General features: G+C 63.8%; 22 protein-coding genes and 1 other RNA gene. 14 read left to right on the top strand and 9 right to left on the bottom strand.

Going from position 1 to position 21,813, the window contains the following annotated elements:
* Window position 1: 1 nt before the first annotated feature.
* From SPH52_RS20880 to SPH52_RS20850, 7 genes are all read left to right on the top strand, one after another.
* Complete coding sequence (locus tag SPH52_RS20880; protein WP_411796962.1) at window positions 2-865, top strand: ATP-binding cassette domain-containing protein; 864 nt, start codon at window positions 2-4, stop codon at window positions 863-865.
* 17 nt (window positions 866-882) lie between these two features.
* Window positions 883-1,671: a TIM barrel protein gene (locus SPH52_RS20875; protein WP_411796961.1), complete on the top strand. Its 789-nt coding sequence runs from the start codon at window positions 883-885 to the stop codon at window positions 1,669-1,671.
* An 85-nt stretch (window positions 1,672-1,756) separates the two neighbouring features.
* A complete protein-coding gene (locus SPH52_RS20870; RefSeq protein WP_411796960.1) occupies window positions 1,757-3,703 on the top strand; it encodes a bifunctional 5-dehydro-2-deoxygluconokinase/5-dehydro-2-deoxyphosphogluconate aldolase in 1,947 nt (648 codons plus the stop codon).
* Window positions 3,704-3,705: 2 nt separating this feature from the next.
* Window positions 3,706-5,553 carry a 3D-(3,5/4)-trihydroxycyclohexane-1,2-dione acylhydrolase (decyclizing) gene (iolD, locus tag SPH52_RS20865; RefSeq protein WP_411796959.1) on the top strand — a complete coding sequence of 616 codons (1,848 nt, stop codon included), beginning with the start codon at window positions 3,706-3,708 and terminating at the stop codon, window positions 5,551-5,553.
* A 78-nt stretch (window positions 5,554-5,631) separates the two neighbouring features.
* Window positions 5,632-6,531: a myo-inosose-2 dehydratase gene (gene iolE / locus SPH52_RS20860; RefSeq protein ID WP_411796958.1), complete on the top strand. Its 900-nt coding sequence runs from the start codon at window positions 5,632-5,634 to the stop codon at window positions 6,529-6,531.
* A 41-nt stretch (window positions 6,532-6,572) separates the two neighbouring features.
* Window positions 6,573-7,697: a Gfo/Idh/MocA family protein gene (locus tag SPH52_RS20855; protein WP_411796957.1), complete on the top strand. Its 1,125-nt coding sequence runs from the start codon at window positions 6,573-6,575 to the stop codon at window positions 7,695-7,697.
* A gap of 79 nt (window positions 7,698-7,776) precedes the next feature.
* A complete protein-coding gene (locus SPH52_RS20850; RefSeq protein WP_411796956.1) occupies window positions 7,777-8,022 on the top strand; it encodes a hypothetical protein in 246 nt (81 codons plus the stop codon).
* 95 nt (window positions 8,023-8,117) lie between these two features.
* Here the strand turns inward: SPH52_RS20850 and SPH52_RS20845 are convergent, their stop codons facing one another.
* The 3 genes from SPH52_RS20845 to SPH52_RS20835 form a co-directional block, all read right to left on the bottom strand.
* Window positions 8,118-9,416: an aspartate kinase gene (locus SPH52_RS20845; RefSeq protein WP_411796955.1), complete on the bottom strand. Its 1,299-nt coding sequence runs from the start codon at window positions 9,414-9,416 to the stop codon at window positions 8,118-8,120.
* A 142-nt stretch (window positions 9,417-9,558) separates the two neighbouring features.
* Entirely contained in the window at window positions 9,559-10,710 is a 1,152-nt protein-coding gene (gene nspC / locus SPH52_RS20840; RefSeq protein ID WP_411796975.1) for a carboxynorspermidine decarboxylase, read from the bottom strand.
* Between the two features lie 5 nt (window positions 10,711-10,715).
* The gene (locus tag SPH52_RS20835; protein WP_411796954.1) at window positions 10,716-11,915 is read right to left on the bottom strand and encodes a saccharopine dehydrogenase family protein; all 1,200 of its coding nucleotides are present in this window, start codon (window positions 11,913-11,915) and stop codon (window positions 10,716-10,718) included.
* A gap of 354 nt (window positions 11,916-12,269) precedes the next feature.
* On the opposite strand from SPH52_RS20835, the gene SPH52_RS20830 reads away from it, so the two are divergent.
* The gene (locus SPH52_RS20830; RefSeq protein ID WP_411796952.1) at window positions 12,270-13,013 is read left to right on the top strand and encodes a Crp/Fnr family transcriptional regulator; all 744 of its coding nucleotides are present in this window, start codon (window positions 12,270-12,272) and stop codon (window positions 13,011-13,013) included.
* A 92-nt stretch (window positions 13,014-13,105) separates the two neighbouring features.
* On the opposite strand, the gene ssrA is transcribed toward SPH52_RS20830, so the two are convergent.
* Window positions 13,106-13,485: a transfer-messenger RNA gene (gene ssrA, locus SPH52_RS20825) on the bottom strand.
* 123 nt (window positions 13,486-13,608) lie between these two features.
* Window positions 13,609-14,100: an SsrA-binding protein SmpB gene (gene smpB, locus SPH52_RS20820; RefSeq protein WP_411796951.1), complete on the bottom strand. Its 492-nt coding sequence runs from the start codon at window positions 14,098-14,100 to the stop codon at window positions 13,609-13,611.
* A 127-nt stretch (window positions 14,101-14,227) separates the two neighbouring features.
* Between smpB and SPH52_RS20815 the strand changes: the two genes are divergently transcribed.
* Window positions 14,228-14,662, top strand: a complete 435-nt coding sequence (locus SPH52_RS20815; RefSeq protein ID WP_411796950.1) for a type II toxin-antitoxin system RatA family toxin — start codon at window positions 14,228-14,230, stop codon at window positions 14,660-14,662.
* On the top strand, window positions 14,652-14,957 hold the full coding sequence (locus tag SPH52_RS20810) for an RnfH family protein (RefSeq protein WP_411796949.1): 306 nt from the start codon (window positions 14,652-14,654) through the stop codon (window positions 14,955-14,957). Before SPH52_RS20815 ends, SPH52_RS20810 begins: the two co-directional genes overlap by 11 nt.
* 20 nt (window positions 14,958-14,977) lie before the next feature.
* On the opposite strand, the gene SPH52_RS20805 is transcribed toward SPH52_RS20810, so the two are convergent.
* Both SPH52_RS20805 and SPH52_RS20800 read right to left on the bottom strand, forming a co-directional pair.
* A complete protein-coding gene (locus tag SPH52_RS20805; protein ID WP_411796948.1) occupies window positions 14,978-16,009 on the bottom strand; it encodes an L-idonate 5-dehydrogenase in 1,032 nt (343 codons plus the stop codon).
* A 13-nt stretch (window positions 16,010-16,022) separates the two neighbouring features.
* A complete protein-coding gene (locus tag SPH52_RS20800; RefSeq protein WP_411796947.1) occupies window positions 16,023-16,970 on the bottom strand; it encodes a 2-hydroxyacid dehydrogenase in 948 nt (315 codons plus the stop codon).
* An 87-nt stretch (window positions 16,971-17,057) separates the two neighbouring features.
* On the opposite strand from SPH52_RS20800, the gene SPH52_RS20795 reads away from it, so the two are divergent.
* From SPH52_RS20795 to SPH52_RS20780, 4 genes are all read left to right on the top strand, one after another.
* Complete coding sequence (locus SPH52_RS20795) at window positions 17,058-17,828, top strand: SDR family oxidoreductase (protein WP_411796946.1); 771 nt, start codon at window positions 17,058-17,060, stop codon at window positions 17,826-17,828.
* Window positions 17,829-17,850: 22 nt separating this feature from the next.
* The gene (locus SPH52_RS20790) at window positions 17,851-18,333 is read left to right on the top strand and encodes a gluconokinase (protein ID WP_411796945.1); all 483 of its coding nucleotides are present in this window, start codon (window positions 17,851-17,853) and stop codon (window positions 18,331-18,333) included.
* Window positions 18,330-19,205 carry an NAD(P)-dependent oxidoreductase gene (locus tag SPH52_RS20785; protein ID WP_411796944.1) on the top strand — a complete coding sequence of 292 codons (876 nt, stop codon included), beginning with the start codon at window positions 18,330-18,332 and terminating at the stop codon, window positions 19,203-19,205. Before SPH52_RS20790 ends, SPH52_RS20785 begins: the two co-directional genes overlap by 4 nt.
* Window positions 19,206-19,268: 63 nt before the next feature.
* Entirely contained in the window at window positions 19,269-20,018 is a 750-nt protein-coding gene (locus tag SPH52_RS20780; RefSeq protein WP_411796943.1) for an SDR family oxidoreductase, read from the top strand.
* A 66-nt stretch (window positions 20,019-20,084) separates the two neighbouring features.
* On the opposite strand, the gene SPH52_RS20775 is transcribed toward SPH52_RS20780, so the two are convergent.
* Complete coding sequence (locus SPH52_RS20775; RefSeq protein WP_411796942.1) at window positions 20,085-20,426, bottom strand: hypothetical protein; 342 nt, start codon at window positions 20,424-20,426, stop codon at window positions 20,085-20,087.
* 168 nt (window positions 20,427-20,594) lie between these two features.
* On the bottom strand, window positions 20,595-21,614 hold the full coding sequence (locus SPH52_RS20770; protein ID WP_411796941.1) for a LacI family DNA-binding transcriptional regulator: 1,020 nt from the start codon (window positions 21,612-21,614) through the stop codon (window positions 20,595-20,597).
* Between the last annotated feature and the right edge of the window lie 199 nt (window positions 21,615-21,813).

Here is a 21,813-nt window from a genome sequence, read left to right as displayed (position 1 = left end):
AATGAGTGAACGTACGCCCATGATCGAGATGCGCAACGTCAGCAAGCACTTTGGCAGCGTCATCGCCCTGAGCGACATCTCGATGCAAGTCTATTCCGGTGAAGTCATGTGTCTGCTGGGCGACAACGGCGCCGGCAAGTCGACCCTGATCAAGACCCTGTCAGGCGTCCACCAGCCCACTCACGGTGAAATGCTCCTGGACGGCAAGCCGACTCGCTTCAAGTCGCCGGCCTATGCCCTGGACGCCGGCATCGCCACCGTCTACCAGGACCTGGCGATGATCCCGCTGATGTCGATCACCCGCAATTTCTTCATGGGACGCGAGCCCACCGTCGGCTGGGGCCCCTTCAAGCGTATCGACTGGAAGTATGCCGACCGGGTCGCCAAGCAGGAGATGGCCAGGATCGGCATCGACGTGCGCGATCCCAGCCAGCCGGTCGGCACGCTCTCCGGCGGTGAGCGCCAGTGCGTGGCCATCGCCCGGGCGGTCTACTTCGGTGCCAAGGTATTGATCCTGGACGAACCTACCTCGGCGCTGGGGGTCAAGCAGGCCTCGGTGGTGCTGCGCTATATCGCCAAGGCACGGGCCGATGGACTGGCGGTGATCTTCATTACCCATAACGTTCATCACGCCTACCCGGTAGCCGATGCCTTCACCCTGTTGTCGCGCGGCGGCAGCCTGGGCTCCTTCCGCAAGGAGGAGGTTACCCGTGAGGAGGTGCTGAACATGATGGCCGGCGGCGCCGAGCTGGAGAGCCTGGATGCCGAGCTGGCCGAATTCCAGCGCAGCGATCAAGAACGCAAGCGTGGCACCTCCGGCGCAGGTGAGGCTGGTTCCCAGGCCCACTTGGCTGCCGGCCAGTGATGAAAGGAGCAGCCCATATGGCCTGTCACACGCCCTTCACCTTGGCGGCATGTGCCGAGATGCTGTTTCGCGACCGACCGGTCATCGAACGGGTGCGTCGGCTCGACGCCTTGGGTTTCCAGGTCGAAATCTGGGACTGGACGAAGCACGACATTCAGGCACTGGCGAGCACCGGCGCGACCTTCTCGTCCATGACTGGCTACGTTAGTGGCACCCTGGCTGACAAGGAGGGGGCTGATGAGCTGGTGCGCACGGCCAGGGACTCGGTCGAGGTGGCAAAGCAACTTGGAATTCCCCGTTTGAATCTCCATGGCACCGGTCTGGATGGGCAGGGGCTGCCGGTCAAGCCGGGTGCTGAGATGACCGGTCCCATGTGGATCCGGGCGCACGATACCCTGCATCGCCTGGCCGATCTGGCGCAGGAAAACGAGGTTACCTTCGTGCTGGAGAACCTCAACACCGCCATCGACCATCCCGGGGTGCCCTTTGCCCGTGCTGTCGACGTACTGGAACTGGTGGCCAGTGTCGATCGTCCGCAGGTGCGCATCATGCTGGACCTCTATCACGCCCAAATCGGCGAGGGGAACCTGGTCGAGCTGGTACGCCGCTGCGCTTCCTATATCGGTGAGGTCCAAGTGGCCGACGTACCAGGTCGCTGCGAGCCCGGAACCGGCGAGATCCACTACCCTGCGATCGCCCGGACCCTTCACGAGATTGGCTACCGCGGCACCGTCGGCCTGGAGGCCTGGGCCTCTGGTGACGACGAGCTGGCCCTGACGCGCTTCCGTGAGGCCTTCACCCTTTGATTCCTGAATTGAGCAGTGCCGTATCGCCCATAAGTCCGCTGCCGGTGAGATGGGTGTCATGCGACAAGCGACGCGGAGAGACAATATGCAAGATGTGAACACCGACAGCCGGCCGCTGGACCTGATCTGCCTGGGCCGCGTCGCCGTCGACCTCTATGCGGAGCAGATCGGCTGTCGCCTGGAAGACGTGTCCAGCTTTGCCAAGTACCTGGGTGGCAGTTCCGGCAACATGGCCTATGGTACGGCCCGGCTGGGCCTCAGGTCGGCCATGCTGTCACGGGTCGGCAACGAGCAGATGGGCAGCTTCGTGCGCGAGGAGCTCGAACGCGCCGGCGTCGATACGTCGGGCCTGCAGACCGACCCGGAACGCCATACCGGCCTGGTGCTGCTGGCGCTCAAGGATCGCGACACCTTTCCGCTGCTGTTCTACCGTCGTGACTGCGCCGACATGGCCATTGACGCGGATGCCATCGACCCCGCCTTCATCGGGCGCGCCCGGGCATTGGCCATCACCGGCACTCACCTTTCCACCGAGACGACGCGCCGGGCCTGTCGCAAGGCGCTGGATGCGGCCGTCGAGCACGGCGTCAAGCGGGTGCTGGATATCGATTATCGCCCCGTACTCTGGGGACTGACTCCGCCGGGCGATGGCGAGACCCGCTTCATCGCCGATAGCAAGGTGACCGAAGACCTGCAGCAGTGGCTTGGCGATTTCGACCTGATCGTCGGCACCGAGGAGGAGTTTCATATCGCCGGAGGCAGCACCGATACCGGGGAGGCGCTGCGCGCGGTGCGTCGGACCAGCGATGCCACCCTGGTATGCAAGCTGGGGCCGCTGGGCTGCGTGGTGATCGAGGGTGAAATTCCCGAACGGATCGAGGATGGCATCCTGGTGAAAGGGGTGCGCGTCGAAGTGCTCAATGTGCTGGGGGCCGGCGACGCCTTCATGAGCGGTCTCCTGCGAGGCTGGCTGCGCGGCGAGGACTGGGCGACCAGCGCCACCTATGCCAACGCCTGCGGGGCCCTGGTGGTGTCCCGCCACGGCTGTGCCCCGGCCATGCCCACCGAGGAGGAGCTGTTCGATTATCTGGCACGCCGGGATGGGGTGCCCCGTCCCGACAAGGATGGCCGACTCAACCATCTGCATCGGGTCACCACCCGCACGCCTGCCGAGTGGCCCGAAGTGTGCGGCCTGGCCTTCGATCATCGGCGCCAGCTAACCGACATGGCCCGTGACGAACAGGCCGACCCCGAGCGTTTGCCGACCTTGAAGCGCCTGCTGGTTCACGCCGCCGAAGCGGGGGCGAACCGTGCCGGGTTGGATAAGCCGGCGATTCTGGTGGACGACGTCTTCGGTCAGGAGGCGCTCAACGAAGCGAGCGGTCGTGGCTGGTGGATCGGTCGTCCGGTGGAGTTGCCCGGCTCGCGTCCGTTGCGCTTCCAGCATGGTGACGACCTTGGAAGCTGCATGCGCCATTGGCCCCGTGAGCACATCATCAAGTGCCTGGTGTTCTATCACCCCGACGACCCGGTGGCGCTGCGCCTCGACCAGGAGGCGCGCCTGCGCCAGCTCGGCCAGGCGGCCTGCGCCAACGGCCTGGAACTGCTGGTGGAGGTGATTCCCCCCGCCGCCATGCCGGTGGACGACACCACCCTGCCGCGCAGCCTGCAGCGCCTCTACAACCTGGGTATTCGTCCCGACTGGTGGAAACTCCCGGCCATGTCCGACACCGCCTGGCGGGCGGTGGGGCGGGTCATCGATGAGCAGGATCCCCATTGCCGCGGCGTGGTCCTGCTGGGCCTCGATGCGCCCATGGACGAGATGAAAAACGGGTTTGGGCCGGCCGCCCGCCAGATGCGCTGCAAGGGCTTCACCGTCGGCCGCACGCTCTTCGCCGAGGCGAGTCGCGAGTGGCTTGCCGGCCGCATCGACGATGCCATCCTGGTGAGTCGCGTCGCCGACAACTATGCCGAACTGATCCGGGAATGGCGGCGCCTGCGCCGCACCATGCTCCAAGTGGAGGAAGCCTGATCATGAGCATCATTCGTCTCACCATGGCCCAGGCGCTGGTCAAGTATCTAGCGGCTCAGCGCATTGAGCATGAGGGTCGAGAAGTTCCGCTGTTCGAGGGCGTCTTCGCCATCTTCGGCCACGGCAACGTGGCCGGCCTCGGCGAGGCGCTCTATCACGCCCAGGACGTGTTGCCGACCCTGCGCGCCCACAATGAGCAGACCATGGCCCATGCCGCCATCGCCTTCGCCAAGGCCAACGGCCGGCGGCGCCTGATGGCGGCCACCAGCTCCATCGGGCCGGGCGCCACCAACATGGTCACCGCCGCGGCTCTGGCCCACGCCAACCGCCTGCCGGTTCTGCTGTTGCCGGGGGATACCTTTGCCACCCGCGAGCCCGACCCGGTATTGCAGCAGGTAGAGCACTTCGGCGATCCCACCGTCACGGTCAATGATTGCTTCCGTCCGGTGTCGCGCTACTTCGATCGCATCACCCGGCCGGAGCAGTTGCTGACCAGCCTGCCCCAGGCCATCGCCACCCTGCTCGATCCCGAGCACTGCGGCCCGGCCACCCTGGCGCTGCCCCAGGACGTGCAGACCTTCGCCTACGACTATCCCGAGGCGTTCTTCGCCCCCAGGTTTCACCGTATCCGCCGGCCCCAGCCGGATCCCCGCGAGCTGGGGGCGGCCATCGCCGCCCTGGCCCAGGCAGAGCGCCCGCTGATCATCGCCGGGGGTGGGGTGCACTATGCCGGGGCCTGTGAGCGTCTATCCGGTTTCGCCCAGGCTCATGGCGTACCGGTGGCCGAGACCCAGGCCGGCAAGGGGGCCTTGCCCGATGCCCATCCGTGCGCAGTGGGCGCCATCGGCGTCACCGGCAGCACCGCCGCCAACCGACTCGCCGAGCAGGCGGACGTCATTCTCGCCGTGGGCACGCGACTGCAGGATTTCACCACCGGCTCGCGGGCGCTCTTCGAGCGCGACGACCTCGACTTGATAACCCTTAACGTGGGGCGTTTCGACAGCCAGAAGCATTACGCCCTGCCGCTGATCGGCGATGCCCTCGATGGCCTCGCGGCGCTGGATGCCGGCCTGATCGAGTGGCGGGCCTGTGACGCCTGGCGGGAGCAGACCGACGGCCTCAAGCGCGACTGGGCCGAGGTGGTGGCCCGGGTCACCGCCGATGCGGGGCGCGAGCTGCCCACCGACGCCCAGGTGATCGGTGCGGTCAACCGCCAGGCCGGAGAGGATGGCACCGTGGTCTGCGCCGCCGGGGGGCTGCCGGGTGAGCTGCACAAGCTGTGGCAGTGCTCGGGCCCCGGCAGCTACCACGTGGAGTACGGCTACTCCTGCATGGGCTACGAGATCGCCGGCGGCCTGGGGGTCAAGATGGCCCACCCCGAGCGCGAGGTATTCGTGATGGTGGGCGACGGCAGCTACTTGATGCACAACTCGGAGCTGGCCACCTCGGTGATGCTGGGCCACAAGCTGGTCGTGGTGGTGCTCGACAACCGCGGCTTCGGCTGCATCAATCGCCTGCAGCGGGCCACTGGCGGTGCCGGCTTCAACAATCTGCTGGACGACTGTCTCACGGGGTCCGAGGGTGCGCCGAGGATCGACTTCGCCGCCCATGCCCGTGCCATGGGCTGCCAGGCCGAAAGTGTGCGCGGCATCCAGCAACTGGAGCAGGCCCTGGTGCGCGCTCGGCAGGCGAACAGTACCTACGTCATTTCGATCGATACCGATCCGCTGCCCAGTACCGCTGAGGGCGGCGCCTGGTGGGAAGTGGCGGTACCCGAGGTTTCCCGGCGTGAGCAGGTCAACGAGGCCTATCGCGGTTACCGGGATGCCAAGCGGCGCCAGCATCGCTGAAAAGTGACTGAGCACGTCGACTTTTCCTCTTCTTTATAAAAGGGGGCAGGCCGGATGCCTGCCCGTAAGGAGCACGCCATGACGACAGTACGCCTGGGAATCAACCCCCTGACCTGGACCAACGACGACCTGCCGAGCCTGGGGGCCGACACGCCGCTGGAGGTGTGTCTCGAGGAGGGTCGTGAGGCCGGGTTCGCCGGCTTCGAGCTCGGCAACAAGTTTCCCCGTACTCCAGCCGCTCTCTCGGCCGTGCTGGGCCGCTACGACCTGGCGCTGGTGTCCGGCTGGTACTCCGCCAGGCTGCTGGAGCGCAGCCCCGAGGAGGAGATCGCGGCCCTTGAGGACCACCTCGGCCTGCTCAAGGGCTGTGGCGCCAAGGTGATGGTGTTCTGCGAGGTGAGCCGCTGTGTCCACGGCAACCAGACGGTACCGCTGTCCCGGCGGCCCCATCTCGGCGATGCCGACTGGACGCGCCTCACCGAGGGGCTGAACGTCGTCGGCGACTACCTCGCGGAGCAGGGGGTGCAGTTGGCCTACCACCACCATCTGGGCACGGTGGTGGAGAGCCAGGCCGACGTGGAGCGCATGCTCGACAACACCCGAGACACGGTGGGATTGCTGCTGGACTTCGGCCACCTTCGCGGCGCAGGCGGCAATCCCCTGGCCATTGCCCGGCGCTACGCCGCACGCATCAACCATGTGCACTGCAAGGACCTGCGTTTCCCAGTGCTCGACGAGCTGCGCAACCGCGACAAGAGCTTCCTCGATGGGGTGCTGGATGGCCTCTTCACCGTGCCCGGCGATGGCGACGTCGACTTCCTGCCCACCCTGACCCACCTGCGCGAGGCCGGCTACTCAGGCTGGCTGGTGGTGGAGGCCGAGCAGGACCCCGAGGTGGCTCACCCTCTCACCTACGCTCGGCTGGGCTATCGCAACCTGCGCACCCTGGCCGAGCAGGCCGGCTTTCAGGTGGTATGACTCCCACCTCTTAAGCATGTCGACACATCGAGGAGACAGATGTGAAAACCCTGCGCGTAGGCCTGATCGGCACCGGCTACATGGGCAAGGCCCACGCCATTGCCCTCAAGGCGGCCCCCACCGTCTTTGCTCTCTCTGCCCGCCCGGTCTGCGAGCTGCTTGCGGAGGTCGACGACGCGCTGGCTGCCAACAAGGCCCGTGAGCTGGGCTTCGCGCGCTCCACCGGCGACTGGCGGGCACTGGTCAACGACCCGCAGATCGATGTAGTGGATATCTGTGCCCCCAACTTCCTGCACAAGGAGATGGCCCTGGCCGCCATTGCGGCAGGCAAGCACGTCTACGCCGAGAAGCCGCTGGCGCTCACGGCCGCCGACGCTAAGGAGATGGTGGAGGCAGCTGTGAGGGCCGGGGTGAAGACCCTGGTGGGATTCAACTACATTCGCAACCCGGCGACTCAACTGGCCCGGGAGATCGTTGCCAGCGGCGAGATCGGCGAACTCATCCACTTCCGCGGTCGCCACAACGAGGATTACATGACCGACCCGGAGGTGCCCCATGGCTGGCGCACCCGCCGCGAGACGGCAGGGGCCGGAGCCCTGGGTGACGTTGGGTCGCATATCTTGAACATGGCGGAGTACCTGACCGGCCAGCGTGTCAGCGAGGTGTTCGGCCAGCTGCAGACGGTGATTTCCCGGCGCCCCCTTCCCGACGGTAGCGGCGGCATGGGCGAGGTGGAGAACGACGACCAGGCCCAGGCGCTGCTGCGCTTCGACGGCGGTCTGATCGGCAATGTCGAGACTTCCCGGGTAGCCACCGGACGCAAGATGGGGCTGGCCTACACCCTCACCGGCACCAAGGGCACGATCGACTTCGACCAGGAGCGCATGAGCGAGCTGCAGCTCTACCGGCACGAGGGTCCAGAGGGGCGTCGCGGCTTCAGCACCTTGTTGATCGGCCCCGAACACCCCGACTACGGCGCCTTCAGCCCCGCCCCTGGCCATGGGTTGGGGTACAACGACCAGAAGATCATCGAGATACGCGATCTGGTGGAGGGTATTGCAGGGAACAAGCCGCTTTATCCGGACTTCCATGAGGCCTGGCGGGTCAATCGCATGATCGAGGCAATCGAGCGTTCCCATACCGAGGGCAGGTGGGTGGCGGTCTAGCCCATTCGGCTCGTTTTTGCCCCCCGTCACTTACCTTGACTATGCTGACAAGGTACATCCATGGATCGGGAGGTATGACATGAATCGTTATGGAATGCGTAGACTGGCGATAGTCTTCGCCGCCTCGCTGATGCTGGCCTTGGCAGGCTGTGGCACCGGAACCGGTGAACGCGCCGCCAGCGGTGCCGGCATCGGGGCCGCGGTGGGCGGCGCCGCCGGTGCTGCCACGGGAGGTAGCGTAGTGCGTGGCGCGGTGATTGGTGCCGGCGCTGGCGCCGTGACCGGGGCGGCCACCGACGAGGACGATATCGACCTCAGCGATTGATAGCGAAACCAGCGTTCGCAGCAACGCGGGTAGGCCGTGCATGCTTCACGCATGCGCGGCTTTTTACTGGGGGAAGGCTGGCCTTGTCCGGTTTTTCAATCAGGTATATGCCAGGTCTCAGGGCACTCCCGGCTATGGAACAGGCGCTGGGCGGTGGTGGCGTTGCGCCTTTCGGCAAGCGCTTCGCGACCCTGGCTGAGAGCCGCCATCATCCCCGAGTGGGGGTGGCGTACGGTCAGCAACGTCAGCTCGTCCTGCCGGGTAATCTCGTAGTCGCCTGCCAGCGATTCGATTAAGGGCCCGAGCCGCTCGGGCTTGTCGTCGAGGCAGAGAGCGAAGCGCATGGCACTGCTGTCGATCAGGTTCGCGTGCAGGCCGGCCTCCACCAGGCGACCCAGGATGTCGTGTTGGCGCGGCTCGTCCATGAACGAGAAGTCCCGCGGCCTCACTTCGACCCATACTTGATTCTCCCGCAGGATGCAGCTGGCCACCTCGCTGTCGAAGCGTCGCTCGGCATCGATGACAGTGGGCTTGGCGTCGGGCGTCTCGAAGGAGCGCACCATGAGCGGAATCGATTTCTCCTGCAGCGGGCCCAGGGTTTTGGGATGGATCACCTTGGCGCCGTGCCAGGCCAGTTCGGTGGCCTCGGTGTAGGAGATTCGCTCGAGCTGCACGGCGTTGTCGAAGCGCCGGGGATCGGCATTGAACAGGCCGGTGACGTCCTTCCAGATCACCACCTCCTGGGCGTCGAGACAGTGGGCAAAGATCGCCGCGCTGAAGTCCGAGCCCTCGCGTCCGAGCGTGGTCGAAGCACCTTCCTCCGTGCCGCCGATGAAGCCCTGGGTCAGAATCACGCGCTCGTTTTGCGCCAGGCGTGTCCGAACGAACTCGGCGGTGGCTGCCCAGTCGAGGTTGGCGGCCTGGTGGCAGGCATCGGTGCGCACCAGTTCGCGGGCATCGTGCCAGGCGGTGGCGATGCCGCTATGGTTCAACCAGGCCGCAACGATGGTGGTGGAGATCAGTTCGCCGTAGCAGACGGTCTGGTCGTAGTGCTTGGCGTAGGCCTCACGACGATGCTTGCGATGCTGCGCGTCGAGCTCGACGAACAGGGCCTCGACGCGCTTGATGGGCGATTCCGACGAGTCGCCGAAGAGCGCCTCGATGACCTCCCGGTGCTCGGCCTGCAGTGTCTCGAGGCACTCGCGGTAAGTGTCTCTATGGTCTTCGCTGCGGGCGGCGGCGAGCAGGGCTTCCAGCTTGTTGGTGGTCTTGCCCATGGCCGATACCACCACGATCAGAGGTCGATCCTCGTGGGCTTCGATCAGCGGGGTCAGGTGGCGAATGGCATCGGCATCCTTGATCGAGGCGCCGCCGAACTTGAACACGGTCGTCATTCCGACTCTCCCTGTCTGGTGTCATGGTGCCTTAACCATGGTTCAAAACCCCGAGCAGGAAAAGGGTACGCGACATCGTCGTGCAAATGCGGGTGCAGAAACGAAAAAAGCCCCCGCAGGGGCTTTCTCTCACACAGATGTCTCAGCTGAGACGCTCCTTGTAGGCCTCATAACCGAAGGTCTTCACCGTGCGCACCTGGCGGCTCTCCTCGTCGACCCGGCAGATCGACGGCAGGCGAATGCCGTTGAAGGTGGTGGTCTTGACCATGGTGTAGTGACCCATGTCGGTGAACACCAAGCGGTCGCCGATGGCCAGCGGCTTGTCGAACGAGTAGCTGCCGATCACGTCGCCGGCGAGACACGTCGTGCCGCCCAGGCGGTAGGTGAATGGCTTCTCGTTCGGCTCGCCGGCACCGATGATGTGCGGCCGGTAGGGCATCTCCAGCACGTCGGGCATGTGCGCGGTGGCCGAGGTGTCGAGAATGGCGTTGGGGCCGTCGTTCTCGACGATATCGAGCACCGAGCAGACCAGGTAGCCGGTATTCAGCGCGATCGCCTCACCCGGCTCCAGGTAGACGGTGAGGTGCGGATGGCGCTCGCGGAAGCCGCGAATCACCCGCACCAGCCGCTCGACATCGTAGTCGGGCCGGGTGATGTGATGACCGCCACCGAAGTTGACCCACCGCTTGTCGGCCAGATACTGACCGAACCGGGCCTCGAACGCCTCCAAGGTGCGCTCCAGGGCGTCGCTGTTCTGCTCGCACAGAGTGTGGAAGTGCAGCCCCTCGAGCCCGGCGAGGTCGGCGCCCTCGAAATCCACCGCTCGCGTGCCCAGCCGTGAGCCGGGCGCGCAGGGGTCGTAGATCGCCACCTTGCCTTCGGAGTATTCCGGATTGACCCGCAGCCCGCAGGAGACCTGGCGCGGCGCCGCCGCGACGCTGTTGCGGAAGCGCTGCCACTGGCCCGGGGAGTTGAAGCTGATGTGGTCCGCGTACTGCAGCACCACGTCCATCTCCTCCTCGGTGAAAGCCGGCGAATAGACGTGCACCTCGCCGCCGAAGGTCTCCGCACCGAGACGCGCCTCGTCCTGCCCGCTGGCGGTGGTGCCCACCAGGTACTGGCTGACCAGCGGAAAGGTGTCCCACATGGCGAAGCCCTTCAGCGCCAGCAGGATCCTCGCGCCGCTCTCCTGCTGGACCCGCTTCAGCAGCTCCAGGTTCTTGCGCAGCAGCGCGTCGTCGACCACGTAGGCCGGCGACGGGCAGGCGTGGATGTCGAAATCGGGGCTCATCATGCCACTCATGCCAGCGGGTCGTGGTCCGGGTCGAGTTCAACCACTTGCCACGGCAGGCCCATGTCACCGATACGCTCCATGAAGGGGTCGGGATCGAGCTGCTCGACGTTGAACACGCCTGCGCCCTTCCAGATGCCTTCCAGCATCAGCATGGCACCGGTCACCGCCGGCACGCCGGTGGTATAGGAGATCGCCTGGGACTGCACTTCGCGGTAGCACGCCTCGTGGTCGCAGATGTTGTAGATGTACACCTTGCGCCGCTTGCCGTCCTTGATGCCGTCGGCAATGATGCCGATGTTGGTCTTGCCCTTGGTGCGCGGGCCGAGCGAGGCCGGGTCGGGCAGCACCGCCTTGAGGAACTGCAGCGGCGAGATCTCGCAGCCATTCACCTCGATTGGCTCGATGCTGGTCATGCCGACGTTCTCGAGCACCTTGAGGTGGGTGATGTACTTCTCGGAGAAAGTCATCCAGAAGCGAATGCGCTCCAGCCCCTTGATGTTCTGGCTGAGCGACTCGAGCTCCTCGTGGTAAAGCAGGTAGATGTCCTTCTCGCCGATGCCGTCGAAGTCGAACTTGCGCTTCTCGGCCAGCGGCGGGGTCTCCACCCACTCGCCCTTTTCCCAGTAGCGGCCATTCGCGGTGATCTCGCGAATGTTGATTTCCGGGTTGAAGTTGGTGGCGAAGGGGTAGCCGTGGTCACCACCGTTGGCATCGAGGATGTCGATGCGGTGGATCTCGTCGAACAGGTTCTTCTGGGCGTAGGCGCAGTAGATGTTGGTCATGCCCGGGTCGAAGCCGCAGCCCAGGGTGGCCATGTTGCCCGCCTTGACGTAGCGGTCGTGGAAGGCCCACTGCTCCTTGTACTCGAACTTGGCCTCGTCCGGGTGTTCGTAGTTGGCCGTGTCGAGGTAGGGCACACCGGTCTTCAGGCACGCCTCCATGATGGTCAGGTCCTGATAGGGCAGGGCCACGTGGATCAGCACGTCCGGTTTGAACGACTCGATCAGTTGGACCAGGTCGTCGACGCTGTCGGCGTCCACCTGGGCCGTCTGTATGGGGCGTTTCAGTTGGGCCGCGATGGCCTTGCACTTGTCTTCGTTGCGGCTGGCCAGGCAGATCTCGCTGAAGACTTCGGGGTGCTGTGCACACTTGTGGGTGACGACGCCTCCGACGCCACCGGCGCCGATAATCAGGACTTTGCTCATGGGCCTCTCGAATCCAGATCGGGGAATGTCTATGGAAGGGTAGGGTCTTATCGGATTTTCGGCCATCTCGTCATGCCCGCGCCCGATGCCACCCCGGTCTTGCTTCGCTTGAGCGCAGATGATGGCCCCCCACGAAGCCGGGAGCAAGTGATTTTGTCATCACCAGCTAGACCAAAGTAGGGGTGGTGGAGTGATGGCGGCACCCGCCTTCCATTAGCCACGATGCCGGCACGTTGGAGCTCGTTCGGTAGCCGTTCGATCATTATTCAGCGTCGATAACCTGCGTTATGAATCTCTATATAAGCTTGTGTTTTAGTATGTCGCGACCCAACCAAGAAGCCGGAGAGGCAGAGTGTGACCCTACTCGACAGTGTAGTGATGCAGGGACTTGGCCGTCACGGAGCGCTGACGACCGAAGACAAGGCCCTGTTGCTGGGCCTCGAACTCAATCCAAGGCGCGTGTCGGCCGGGGAGGTCCTGTGGCAGGAAAGTGCTGAAGTGGACCTGTTTTGTGTAATCAAGGAGGGTTGGGCCTACTCCTATCGTAACCTTGGCAACGGGTCGATGCAGATCCTCAAGGTTTATCTGCCGGGCGACATCATCGGCATGCGCGATTTCGGCTTCTCCCGTCGGCTGGCCGGCGTGGCGATGATCAACGATGGTGTGATCAGCCCATTCACGCATCAACAGCTCTTCGAACTCTTCGGGCGCTCGCCTGCCCTGGCTGCCTGCATCATCGCCATGGCGGTGCGCCAGCAGGCGATGCTCACCGAGCGGCTGGTCTACCTTGGCCGCTATGCCGCCCACGAGCGGCTGGCGCATTTCCTCTACGAGCTTTACCTGCGCCTCGCACGGATCGGCGCCGTGGAGGAGAACGGCTTTTTCATGCCGCTATCCCAGGAGCAGATCGGCGATGCGCTGGGTCTGAGCGCCGTGCACGTGAGCCGGACCTTCTCCATGCTGCGTGACGAAGGCCTGATTGTGCGTGACCGCCAGCATGTGGTGCTTCCCGACCCGGAAGCATTGGCTCGTCTGGTCGAGTTCAACGACACCTACATCGATGAGACCCTTTCTCCCGCCTTCCTGAGCTTCTACTAGCTGGCTTGAATGGCTCCAGCCTGAAGGGCCTGGGCAGAACGATGCCCGCTGAAACGAAAAAAGCACCCGCTGTGGGTGCTTTTTTCGTTTGATGGTGGAGGCGGCGGGGATCGAACCCGCGTCCGCCGGCACTCGCTCTTCGGCTCTACATGCTTAGGTCCGTTTTTTGATTTAACGCATCTGGCTCCAACGGGCAGGATCCAGCTACGCGATTCCTCTAAGATTTAGCGATTGGCGAGAGGACACCACCAACCGCGATCCCATCATTCTTGGCTCATATCCCCTCCGCGATGAATGGGCACATCGCTTTGGGGCCGGACTAGAAGCTAACAGCTATTAAGCTGCCAGCGCGCCCTGAGCGTAGTTGTCGTCGTTTGCGACTATTTAGTCGTGATGTTGGATTTACGAGATACATCACGCTCTCGGCATGCACCTAGGAGGTTGTCACCAGCGTCGAAGCCATGTCGCCCCCGTAGCAGGCCCATCTTATCAGCATGGGCAACTCTATGACACCTATTGGGTGGGTTGGTTCCACCGCTTCCCCGTTTCTTGCCGTTTTCAGGGAGCCATAGGGTAGCCCGTCCTCTAAGACCCTTCAGGCCTTGGTGTGCTCCCGCATGATGCGGCCCTTCTGACGCTGCCAGTCGCGGTCCTTCTCGGTAGCCCGCTTGTCATGCAGCTTCTTGCCCGTTACCAGTGCCAGCTCGCACTTCACCTTGTTGCCCTTCCAGTAGAGCTTGAGCGGCACGCAGGTATGTCCCTTCTCCTGGGAGCGCGAGAAGATTCTGGCGATCTCCTTGCGATGCAGCAGCAGCTTGCGGGTGCGCGAAGGATCAGCAATCTCGTGGGTGCTGGCGGTGTTCAGCGGCAAGATATGGCTGCCGAGCAGCCAGGCCTCGCCGTCCTTGATCAGGATGTAGGTATCGGTGAGCTGGGCCTTGCCGGCGCGCAGGCTCTTTACCTCCCAGCCGGCCAGCACCAGACCGGCTTCGAAGGTCTCGTCGATGTGATACTCGAAACGAGCCTTCTTGTTCTGAGCGATGACGCTGCTGCCAGGGCCCTTGCCCTTGCCTTTCTTGTTGGCCATGGAACCTCGTGTCACGTTCTGCTGATGGCACCCTTCCTTCGATATGTGGGGAAGCGTGTTACCATTCAAGGCATGAAATAACCGCTCATGATACGCCCTGGGCACTGTGAAGTCAGCGGAGAGCTCAATGCCAATGGTCAATCGGTCCGCCTTGGTGCGGCACACCCCTCGGGACATGTTCGAACTGGTCAACGACTTCGAGCGCTATCCGGAGTTCCTGCCGGGTTGTCGGCGGGCACGGCTGCTCGAGCGCGACGAGTCGCATCTGATCGGTGAGATGACCTTGGGCCGGGCGGGGATCGAGCAGAGCTTCACCACCCGCAACGACCTCATCGAGCCAGAACGCATCGAGATGTCGCTGGTCAGCGGGCCTTTCAAGCGCCTGCGCGGGCGCTGGCTGTTCCTGCCAATGGGCGAGGGTGCCTGCAAGGTGTGTCTGGAACTCGAGTTCGAATTTGCCAACCGCCTGTTGGGCATGGCCTTCGGCAAGCTGTTCCAGCAGGTGGCCGGCCAACTGGTCGACTCCTTCACCCGTCGCGCCGACGAGCTGTATGGGCGCTGACATGCGGCTCGTGGTGGAAGTCGCTTTCGCGCTACCGGACAAGCAGCGCATCGTCACCCTCGAGGTGCCGCCGGGCACCACGGCACGGCAGGCTGTCGCCCTGGCCGAGCTGGACCGTCTCTTCCCCGAAGTGCCGGCCGTAACCTTTATCGAAGCCGACCTGGGCATCTTCGGTAAATTGTTGCGCGACCCCGACGACCACCGCTTGCGCGAGGGTGATCGGGTCGAGGTCTATCGACCGCTCGAGATCGACCCCAAGGCGGCCCGTGCCGAGCGTGCCCGCACCAAACGCTGACGTCCTGTCAGGTCGACGGCTCAGTTGAAGGAGATCTGCATCTTGATGGTCTGCTGGCGGTCGCTCGCCAGCTCGAAGGCCTGCATCGCCTGGTCGATCGGCAGGCTCTGGGAAATCAGCGGCTTCACGTCGATCAGCCCCTTCTGCATCAGTTCAACGCCGGTTGCGAACTCCTCGTGGAAACGGAAGGAACCGCGCAACTCCAGCTCCTTGGCCGTTAGCGCCATCATTGGCAGGCTCATGTCGCCTCCCAGTCCGACCTGGGCGATCAGGCCGCGTGGCCGCAAGGCCTGGATGCCGGCCTTGATGGCCGGTTCGGCACCCGTGCATTCGTAGAGCACATCGAAATAGCCCTTGTCGTTGAAGTAGCCATTCAGCGCGTCGGGTGTCTTGGCCATATTGATGAGGCGATCGGCCCCCATTTGTCGCGCCACGTTCAGGGTGAAATCGGACAGGTCGGTGGCGACGATCTCGGCGGCGCCCGCCCGCCGAGCGGACAGGATGGCGAGAATGCCGATCGGGCCGCAGCCGGTGACCAGCACCCGCTTGCCGAGCAGGCTGCCGAGACGTCGGGTGGCATGCAGGGTCACTGCCAGGGGTTCGGCCATGGCGGCCTCGCCGGTGGTCAAGCCATCGGCCGGTACGCATTGGCGCGCATCGGCGACGAGTATTTCGCTGAAGGCGCCCTGTATGTGCGGGAAGGGCATGGCGCTGCCGTAGAAGCGCATGTTCAGGCACTGGTTGTGCAGCCCTTCCTGGCAATAACGGCAGGCGCCACAGGGGCGTGAGGGGGAGACGGCCACCAGTTGCCCTTCGCGCAGTCCCTCTACACCCTCGCCCAGCCGTATGATGTATCCCGAGACTTCATGGCCCAGGATCATCGGTTCCTTCAGGCGCACGGTGCTGAAGCCGCCGTGCTGGTAGTAGTGCAGGTCGCTGCCGCAGATGCCACCGCTGGCCAGCTTGATCTGGACTTCGCCGGGTCCTGGCTCGGCAATGCCTCGCTCCTCTATGCGGAGGTCCCTGGGGGCATGGATGACGATTGCTCTCATGGGTGTGCTCCGTTCACAGGACCGGGGTAAGTAGCGGCACGCCGGAAAAATGGGCCGTCAGGTTGTCGCGCATGAGCTTGCCCATGTCCTGGCGTGTCTCCACGGTTCCCGAGGCTTGATGGGGTTGCAGCAGGACATTGCCGAGCTCGAGAAATCTCGGGTTCAGGGCCGGCTCCCCTTCGAAGACATCCAGGGCGGCCGAGCCGAGCGCGCCGCTCTCCAGGGCGTCCAGCAGGGCCTCTTCATCAATGTTGGCGGCACGCGATATGTTGATGATCATGCCTTCCGGCCCCATCGCCTCGATCACTTCCCGGCCAACGATATGGCGGGTTTCCGCCGAGGCCAGCAGGGTGACGAACAGGAAGTCCGATTGCCTTGCCAGAGCGACGGGATCCGCCACGAATGCCCAATCCGCGGCGTAGGGTTTGCTGGCGACATCGCAATAGCTGATGCTCATACCGAAGCCTTCGAGACGACGTGCAACCTCGTAGCCGATACGTCCCAGACCCAGTATGCCGACTCTTTTCCCCCATACCCGCTTCTTGAGGGGATACATGCCATGGGCTTTCCAACTGCCATCTCGCACCCAGGTTTCTGCCCCGATCATGCCGCGGGAAAGGCAGAGCATCATGGCAACGCCTAGGTCCGCGACATCTTTCGTCAGCACGTCGGGTGTATTGGTAACTTGGATGCCCCGCTCCTTGCAGAGCTCGAGGTCCACGCCGTCGTAGCCGACGCCGTACACCGAGATGACTTCCAGCTTTGGGCACGCCTCGAGCATGGCTCGATTCGCCCCCAGGTCACCGCGAGTGGCAATGCCTCGGACATTGCCGCCAACCTCTTGAAGAAACCGGGACTTGTCCGTGGCCTCGAAATAGCGGTGAACGGTAAAGGCGGCATCCAAGGGGCCTTGATCCCAATCCGGTAGCTCGCCCACCTGCAGAATTTCTGGCTTGTTCATCTCGGTCCTCGTTTACATGGCGGAATGTTATCGATACCATAGCAGTTGTCGAAATTGCATGTCGAGACAAAAACAAGGGAGTTAGTCATGCCGAATCATGCAGCACTCTTCAGCCTCGCCGGACGTCGGGCACTGGTCACCGGCTCCTCGCAGGGCATCGGTTTCGCACTGGCACGGGGGCTGCTCGAGGCTGGCGGCGAGGTAATCCTGAACGGTCGTGATGGCGCTAGAGTGGCCGAGGCCGCAGAGTCCCTCGGTGAGGTCGGCAAGGTTCACCAACTGGTGTTCGATGTCACTGACCATACGGCCGTGAGGGATGCAATCCAGGACTTCGAGGAGCGGGTGGGTGCCATCGATATTCTTGTCAACAATGCCGGGATACAGCATCGAACCCCCCTCGAGGAGTTTCCTGCCGAAGCCTTCGAAAGGCTGATGCGGGCCAACGTCAGCAGCGTGTTCAACGTTGGCCAGGCCTGCGCCGTCCACATGATCGCGCGGGGGAAAGGCAAGATCATCAACATCGCCTCGGCCCAGACGCAGCTGGCCCGACCAGGCATTGCGCCCTATACCGCCACCAAGGGGGCGGTAGGCAATCTGACCAAGGGTATGGCGACTGATTGGGCCAGGCATGGCCTGAACTGCAATGCCCTGGCGCCTGGGTATTTCGAAACCCCACTCAATGCGGCGCTCGTGGCCGACCCGGAGTTCACTGCCTGGCTCGAGAAGCGCACGCCGGCAGGACGGTGGGGCAAGGTCGAAGAACTGGTGGGCGCCTGTGTGTTCCTGGCGTCCGATGCGTCCTCCTTCGTGAATGGGCATACCCTCTATGTCGACGGCGGCATCACTATCTCACTCTGAAGCCAGGCAGCGGATCGTGCTGATGGGAGTTTCCGGCTGTGGCAAGACCACGGTGGGTGCAGCGCTCGCCCTGTCGCTGGGGGGCATCTATATCGACGGTGACGACCTGCATCCCGCTGCGAATGTCGCCAAGATGTCGAGTGGACAGCCGCTGACGGACGACGACCGCTGGCCCTGGCTGAACCTGGTGGGAGAGCGCTTACGCACCGTCTCCGGCATTACCATCATTGGCTGCTCGGCGCTCAAGCGCCGCTATCGCGATCACATCAGCCGAGTGGCGCAGGCGCCCGTACTGTTTCTGCACCTGGCCGGCAGCCAGGAGCTGATTGGCGAGCGTATGGTGGCACGTAGCGGGCACTTCATGCCCCCGGCATTGCTGCACAGCCAGTTCGAGGCGCTGGAGCCCCCCGCGGGGGACGAACTCGCTGCGACGATCTCCATCGGCCAGCCGCTCGACCGGGTCGTCCGGGAGATCACCACCCTGCTCGAAGGAGACAAGACATGACACATGACGTAGCGCTGATCGGTGCCGGAGCGATGGGGGGAGCGATCGGCACTCGTCTCCTGGAAACCGGCAACACCCTGCATGTCTTCGACCTGGACCCGGCACGGGTCGCAGAACTGGTCGCCAAGGGGGCCAAGGCGGCCAGCACGGCGGCCGAAGCCGCCGCTAGCGCGGATTACGTGGTGCTGAGCCTGAATTCGCCACGGATCGTGCGGCTGGCGGTGTTCGGAGAGACCGGCGTTGCCGAAGGCGCGCGCCCCGGGACCCTGCTGATCGACATGTCATCCATCGACCCCGGGACCACCCGCGAACTCGCCGCCGAGGCCGCCGAGAAACGGTTGCGCTGGGTGGATTCCCCTCTGTCGGGTGGGGCCCCCAAGGCACTCATCGGCGAGCTGACCCTGATGGCCGGTGGCAACGAGCAGGACGTGGCGGATGCCCACCGGCTGCTGCAGCACGTTGCCACCAACTTCACCCATATGGGCCCTGTAGGCACCGGGCAGACCACCAAGCTGGTCAATCAGGTGCTGTGTGGCCTGGGCTTCCTGGCCGTGGCGGAGGCGACCCAACTGGCGCTGAATGCCGGAGTGGATGCGCAGAAGATTCCCCTGGCACTCAAGGGGGGGCGAGCCGACAGCGCGATACTCCAGGAGTACATGCCGCGTTTCGCTACCCGGGATTACCGTCGTACCGGCCGCATCGACAATATGGTCAAGGATCTCGACGCGGTGATGGACCTGGCGCGGGCCACCCAGACCGCCATGCCCCTGACCTCACTGTGCGACGAGATTCATCGACTGCTGACGGCCCAGGGGCTGGGTGGCGAGGATCAGGCTGCCCTGATGGAGCTGTTCAAGCGCACACTGCCGTAATGGCCAGGCGGCGCAAGCAATGGTCACACTAGTCGAGCCCAGATCGATACGGAGAGAGTAGCCATGCAACAACGACAACAGGTAGTGCTGGTGACGGGGGCGAGCCAGGGGATCGGCAAAGCAACGGCCGAGGCCTTCCTGGCCGGCGGGGCCAGAGTCGTGCTGGCGGCCCGCCGGCTAGACAAGCTGGAGGCGCTGGCCGTGCGCTACCCGGACGCGGCGCTTGCCGTTGCCTGTGATGTGCGCGACCCGGACAGTGTGGACGCCTTGTTTGCGCGAATTTCCGAAACCTTCGGGCGTCTGGACGTGGTCTTCAACAATGCCGGAGCCAGCCTGCCTGCCACCGAGATCGGTGATATCGACTGGCAGGCGTGGCGCAATGTCATATCGGTCAACCTGGATGGAGCTTTCCTGGTCGCTCGGGGGGCCTTCCGCATGATGCGCTCGCAGCAGCCGAAAGGCGGGCGGATCATCAACAATGGCTCGATCTCGGCCTACGTGCCGAGGATCGGTTCGGCCGCCTATACGGCATCCAAGCACGCGATCACCGGCCTGACGAAGACGATCTCGCTGGATGGCCGCCAGCATGGCATCGCCTGCGGTCAGATCGACATCGGCAACGCGGCCTCCGACATGACCGATGCCATGCAGAAGGGCGTGCCCCAGGCGGATGGTAGCCTCAAGGTCGAGCCGGTGATGGATGTCCGGCACGTGGCGGATGCGGTGTTGCACATGGCCTCCCTGCCGCTGGAGGCCAATGTGCAATTCATGACCGTGATGGCCACCAACATGCCCTATATAGGCCGTGGCTGAACGGGGCAGGCCAGGGAATCTCAACGAGATGCGAGGCATGGAATTCCTTCCATGCCTCGCTTGCATTCAACCCTCGGCAGGCAGGGGGAACTGGTCTGCCGAAAAGACTGTGTGGAAGACATCGCCGTCGAACAGCTCGAACAGGCGCTTCGATGCCTCGCGGCTCTCGTAGCGAGTGGTCGAGGCGAGTGCCTCGGCGATCGCTTCCCGTGACGGGAAGCGCATGGCCAGGACCATCTCCAGATGCGTGTCGGCACTGTCGCTCTCGACCTCGCGCAGCACGCGGACTTCCAGCACATGGGGAAAGCGTGTCCAGAGCGTGACCAGATGCTCCTGGATATGGGAATCGAAGGCTTCCTGGCAGCCGGGTTTCACATGGCCACGGAAAAAAGCACAGCGGATATACATGATCCGGCTCCTTGTTTGATGAATTTTGTCATCAGGTGACCTCCGCCCTGGCCCGCAAGCCCAGGGCGAAGCCGCAGGCCAGGGCGACGCAGCGCTCCGGGTACTCGGCCAGAAGAGCTTCGAATAAAAAGCATCTTTCATGGTGTTGAACGATACCGTGCTGGATGGTCAGGTCGTTTCCCTGGGAAGCAGCATCGGTGTCAATTGAATGATCTGTCGAGGAAGTTCAAAGGGCTTCTTGCCGGACATGGCGTGGCGATGCTCCAGCAGCACTTTGGCGGCTTGCCTGCCGATCTCGGCGGCATTCGCGTCGATGGTGGTCAAAGCCGGTACGCAGTGCTCGGCAATGTCATAAGCGCCAAAGCCACCGATGGCGATCTGGCCGGGGACATCGATTCCTCTCCGCTGGCACTCGGTCAGTGCCCCGAAGGCGGACAGATCCGACACGCACATCACGGCCTCGGTATCCGGCCACTTCTCGAGGAGCTCGCGCATGGACATGGCCCCTTCATGCATCGAGATGGGCGGAGGGCCGGAGGCGACCAGGCGTGAGGTATCCAAGCCATGTTCGGCAAGGGCGCTGATAAAGCCATAACGACGATCGAGGCCCCGTGAGTCGCGCGATTCGTCGCCCCCGATGAAGCCTATGCGCCGGTAGCCTCGACTGATGAAGTGCTCGAGCATCAGCCTGCCCGCCGCTGCATTGGAAAAGCCGACCGCATGACCAATCGGATCCGGAGGAATATCCCAGGTTTCGACGACCGGGATACCGGCATTGAGGAGCAGCCTGCGTGCCCGCGGGGTATGTTTTCCGCCGGTCAGGGTGATGGCTTCCGGGCGGCGCTGCAGGAGCTGCTCTATGAGCCGTTCCTCTTCCTGTACATTGTAATCGGTATAGCCGAGCAGGATCTGCAGGTCCTGGGCGCGTAGCCCCTCCGACATGGCGCGAACGGTATCGGCGAAATTTGCATTGTTGATGGTCGGGATGATGACCGCGATGAAGCCGGTCTTTTGTGAGCGCAGGTTGGATGCCGTGCTGTCAAAGACGTAGCCCATCTCCTCGGCGATCTTCATGATTCTTTCGCGCGTGGCATCGCTCACGGTGGCGGACTGCTTGAAGGCGCGCGATACCGTCATGGGAGAGACATTCGCCGCTCGAGCCACGTCCTTCATGTTCGGCTTGGCCAATCTCGGCACCTCCTGGACAAAAAGCTATGCTATCGGACTCGATGCTTCCCGATTGACGACGGGAAAGTTAACCATCGTATGACGGCCGCTCGATAATATCATTGGCTCCGTGTCGCCAGCATCACGCGAACTGCGTCGAAACCGTGAACGTCCTTTGACACGAGAATAAAACTGGCCCGATCTGCAGCGAGATCAGGCC

It is taken from the genome of Halomonas sp. A29 (assembly GCF_046723295.1).
Taxonomy (GTDB): Bacteria; Pseudomonadota; Gammaproteobacteria; order Pseudomonadales; family Halomonadaceae; genus Halomonas.
This window is presented reverse-complemented; position numbering and strand designations above follow the sequence as displayed.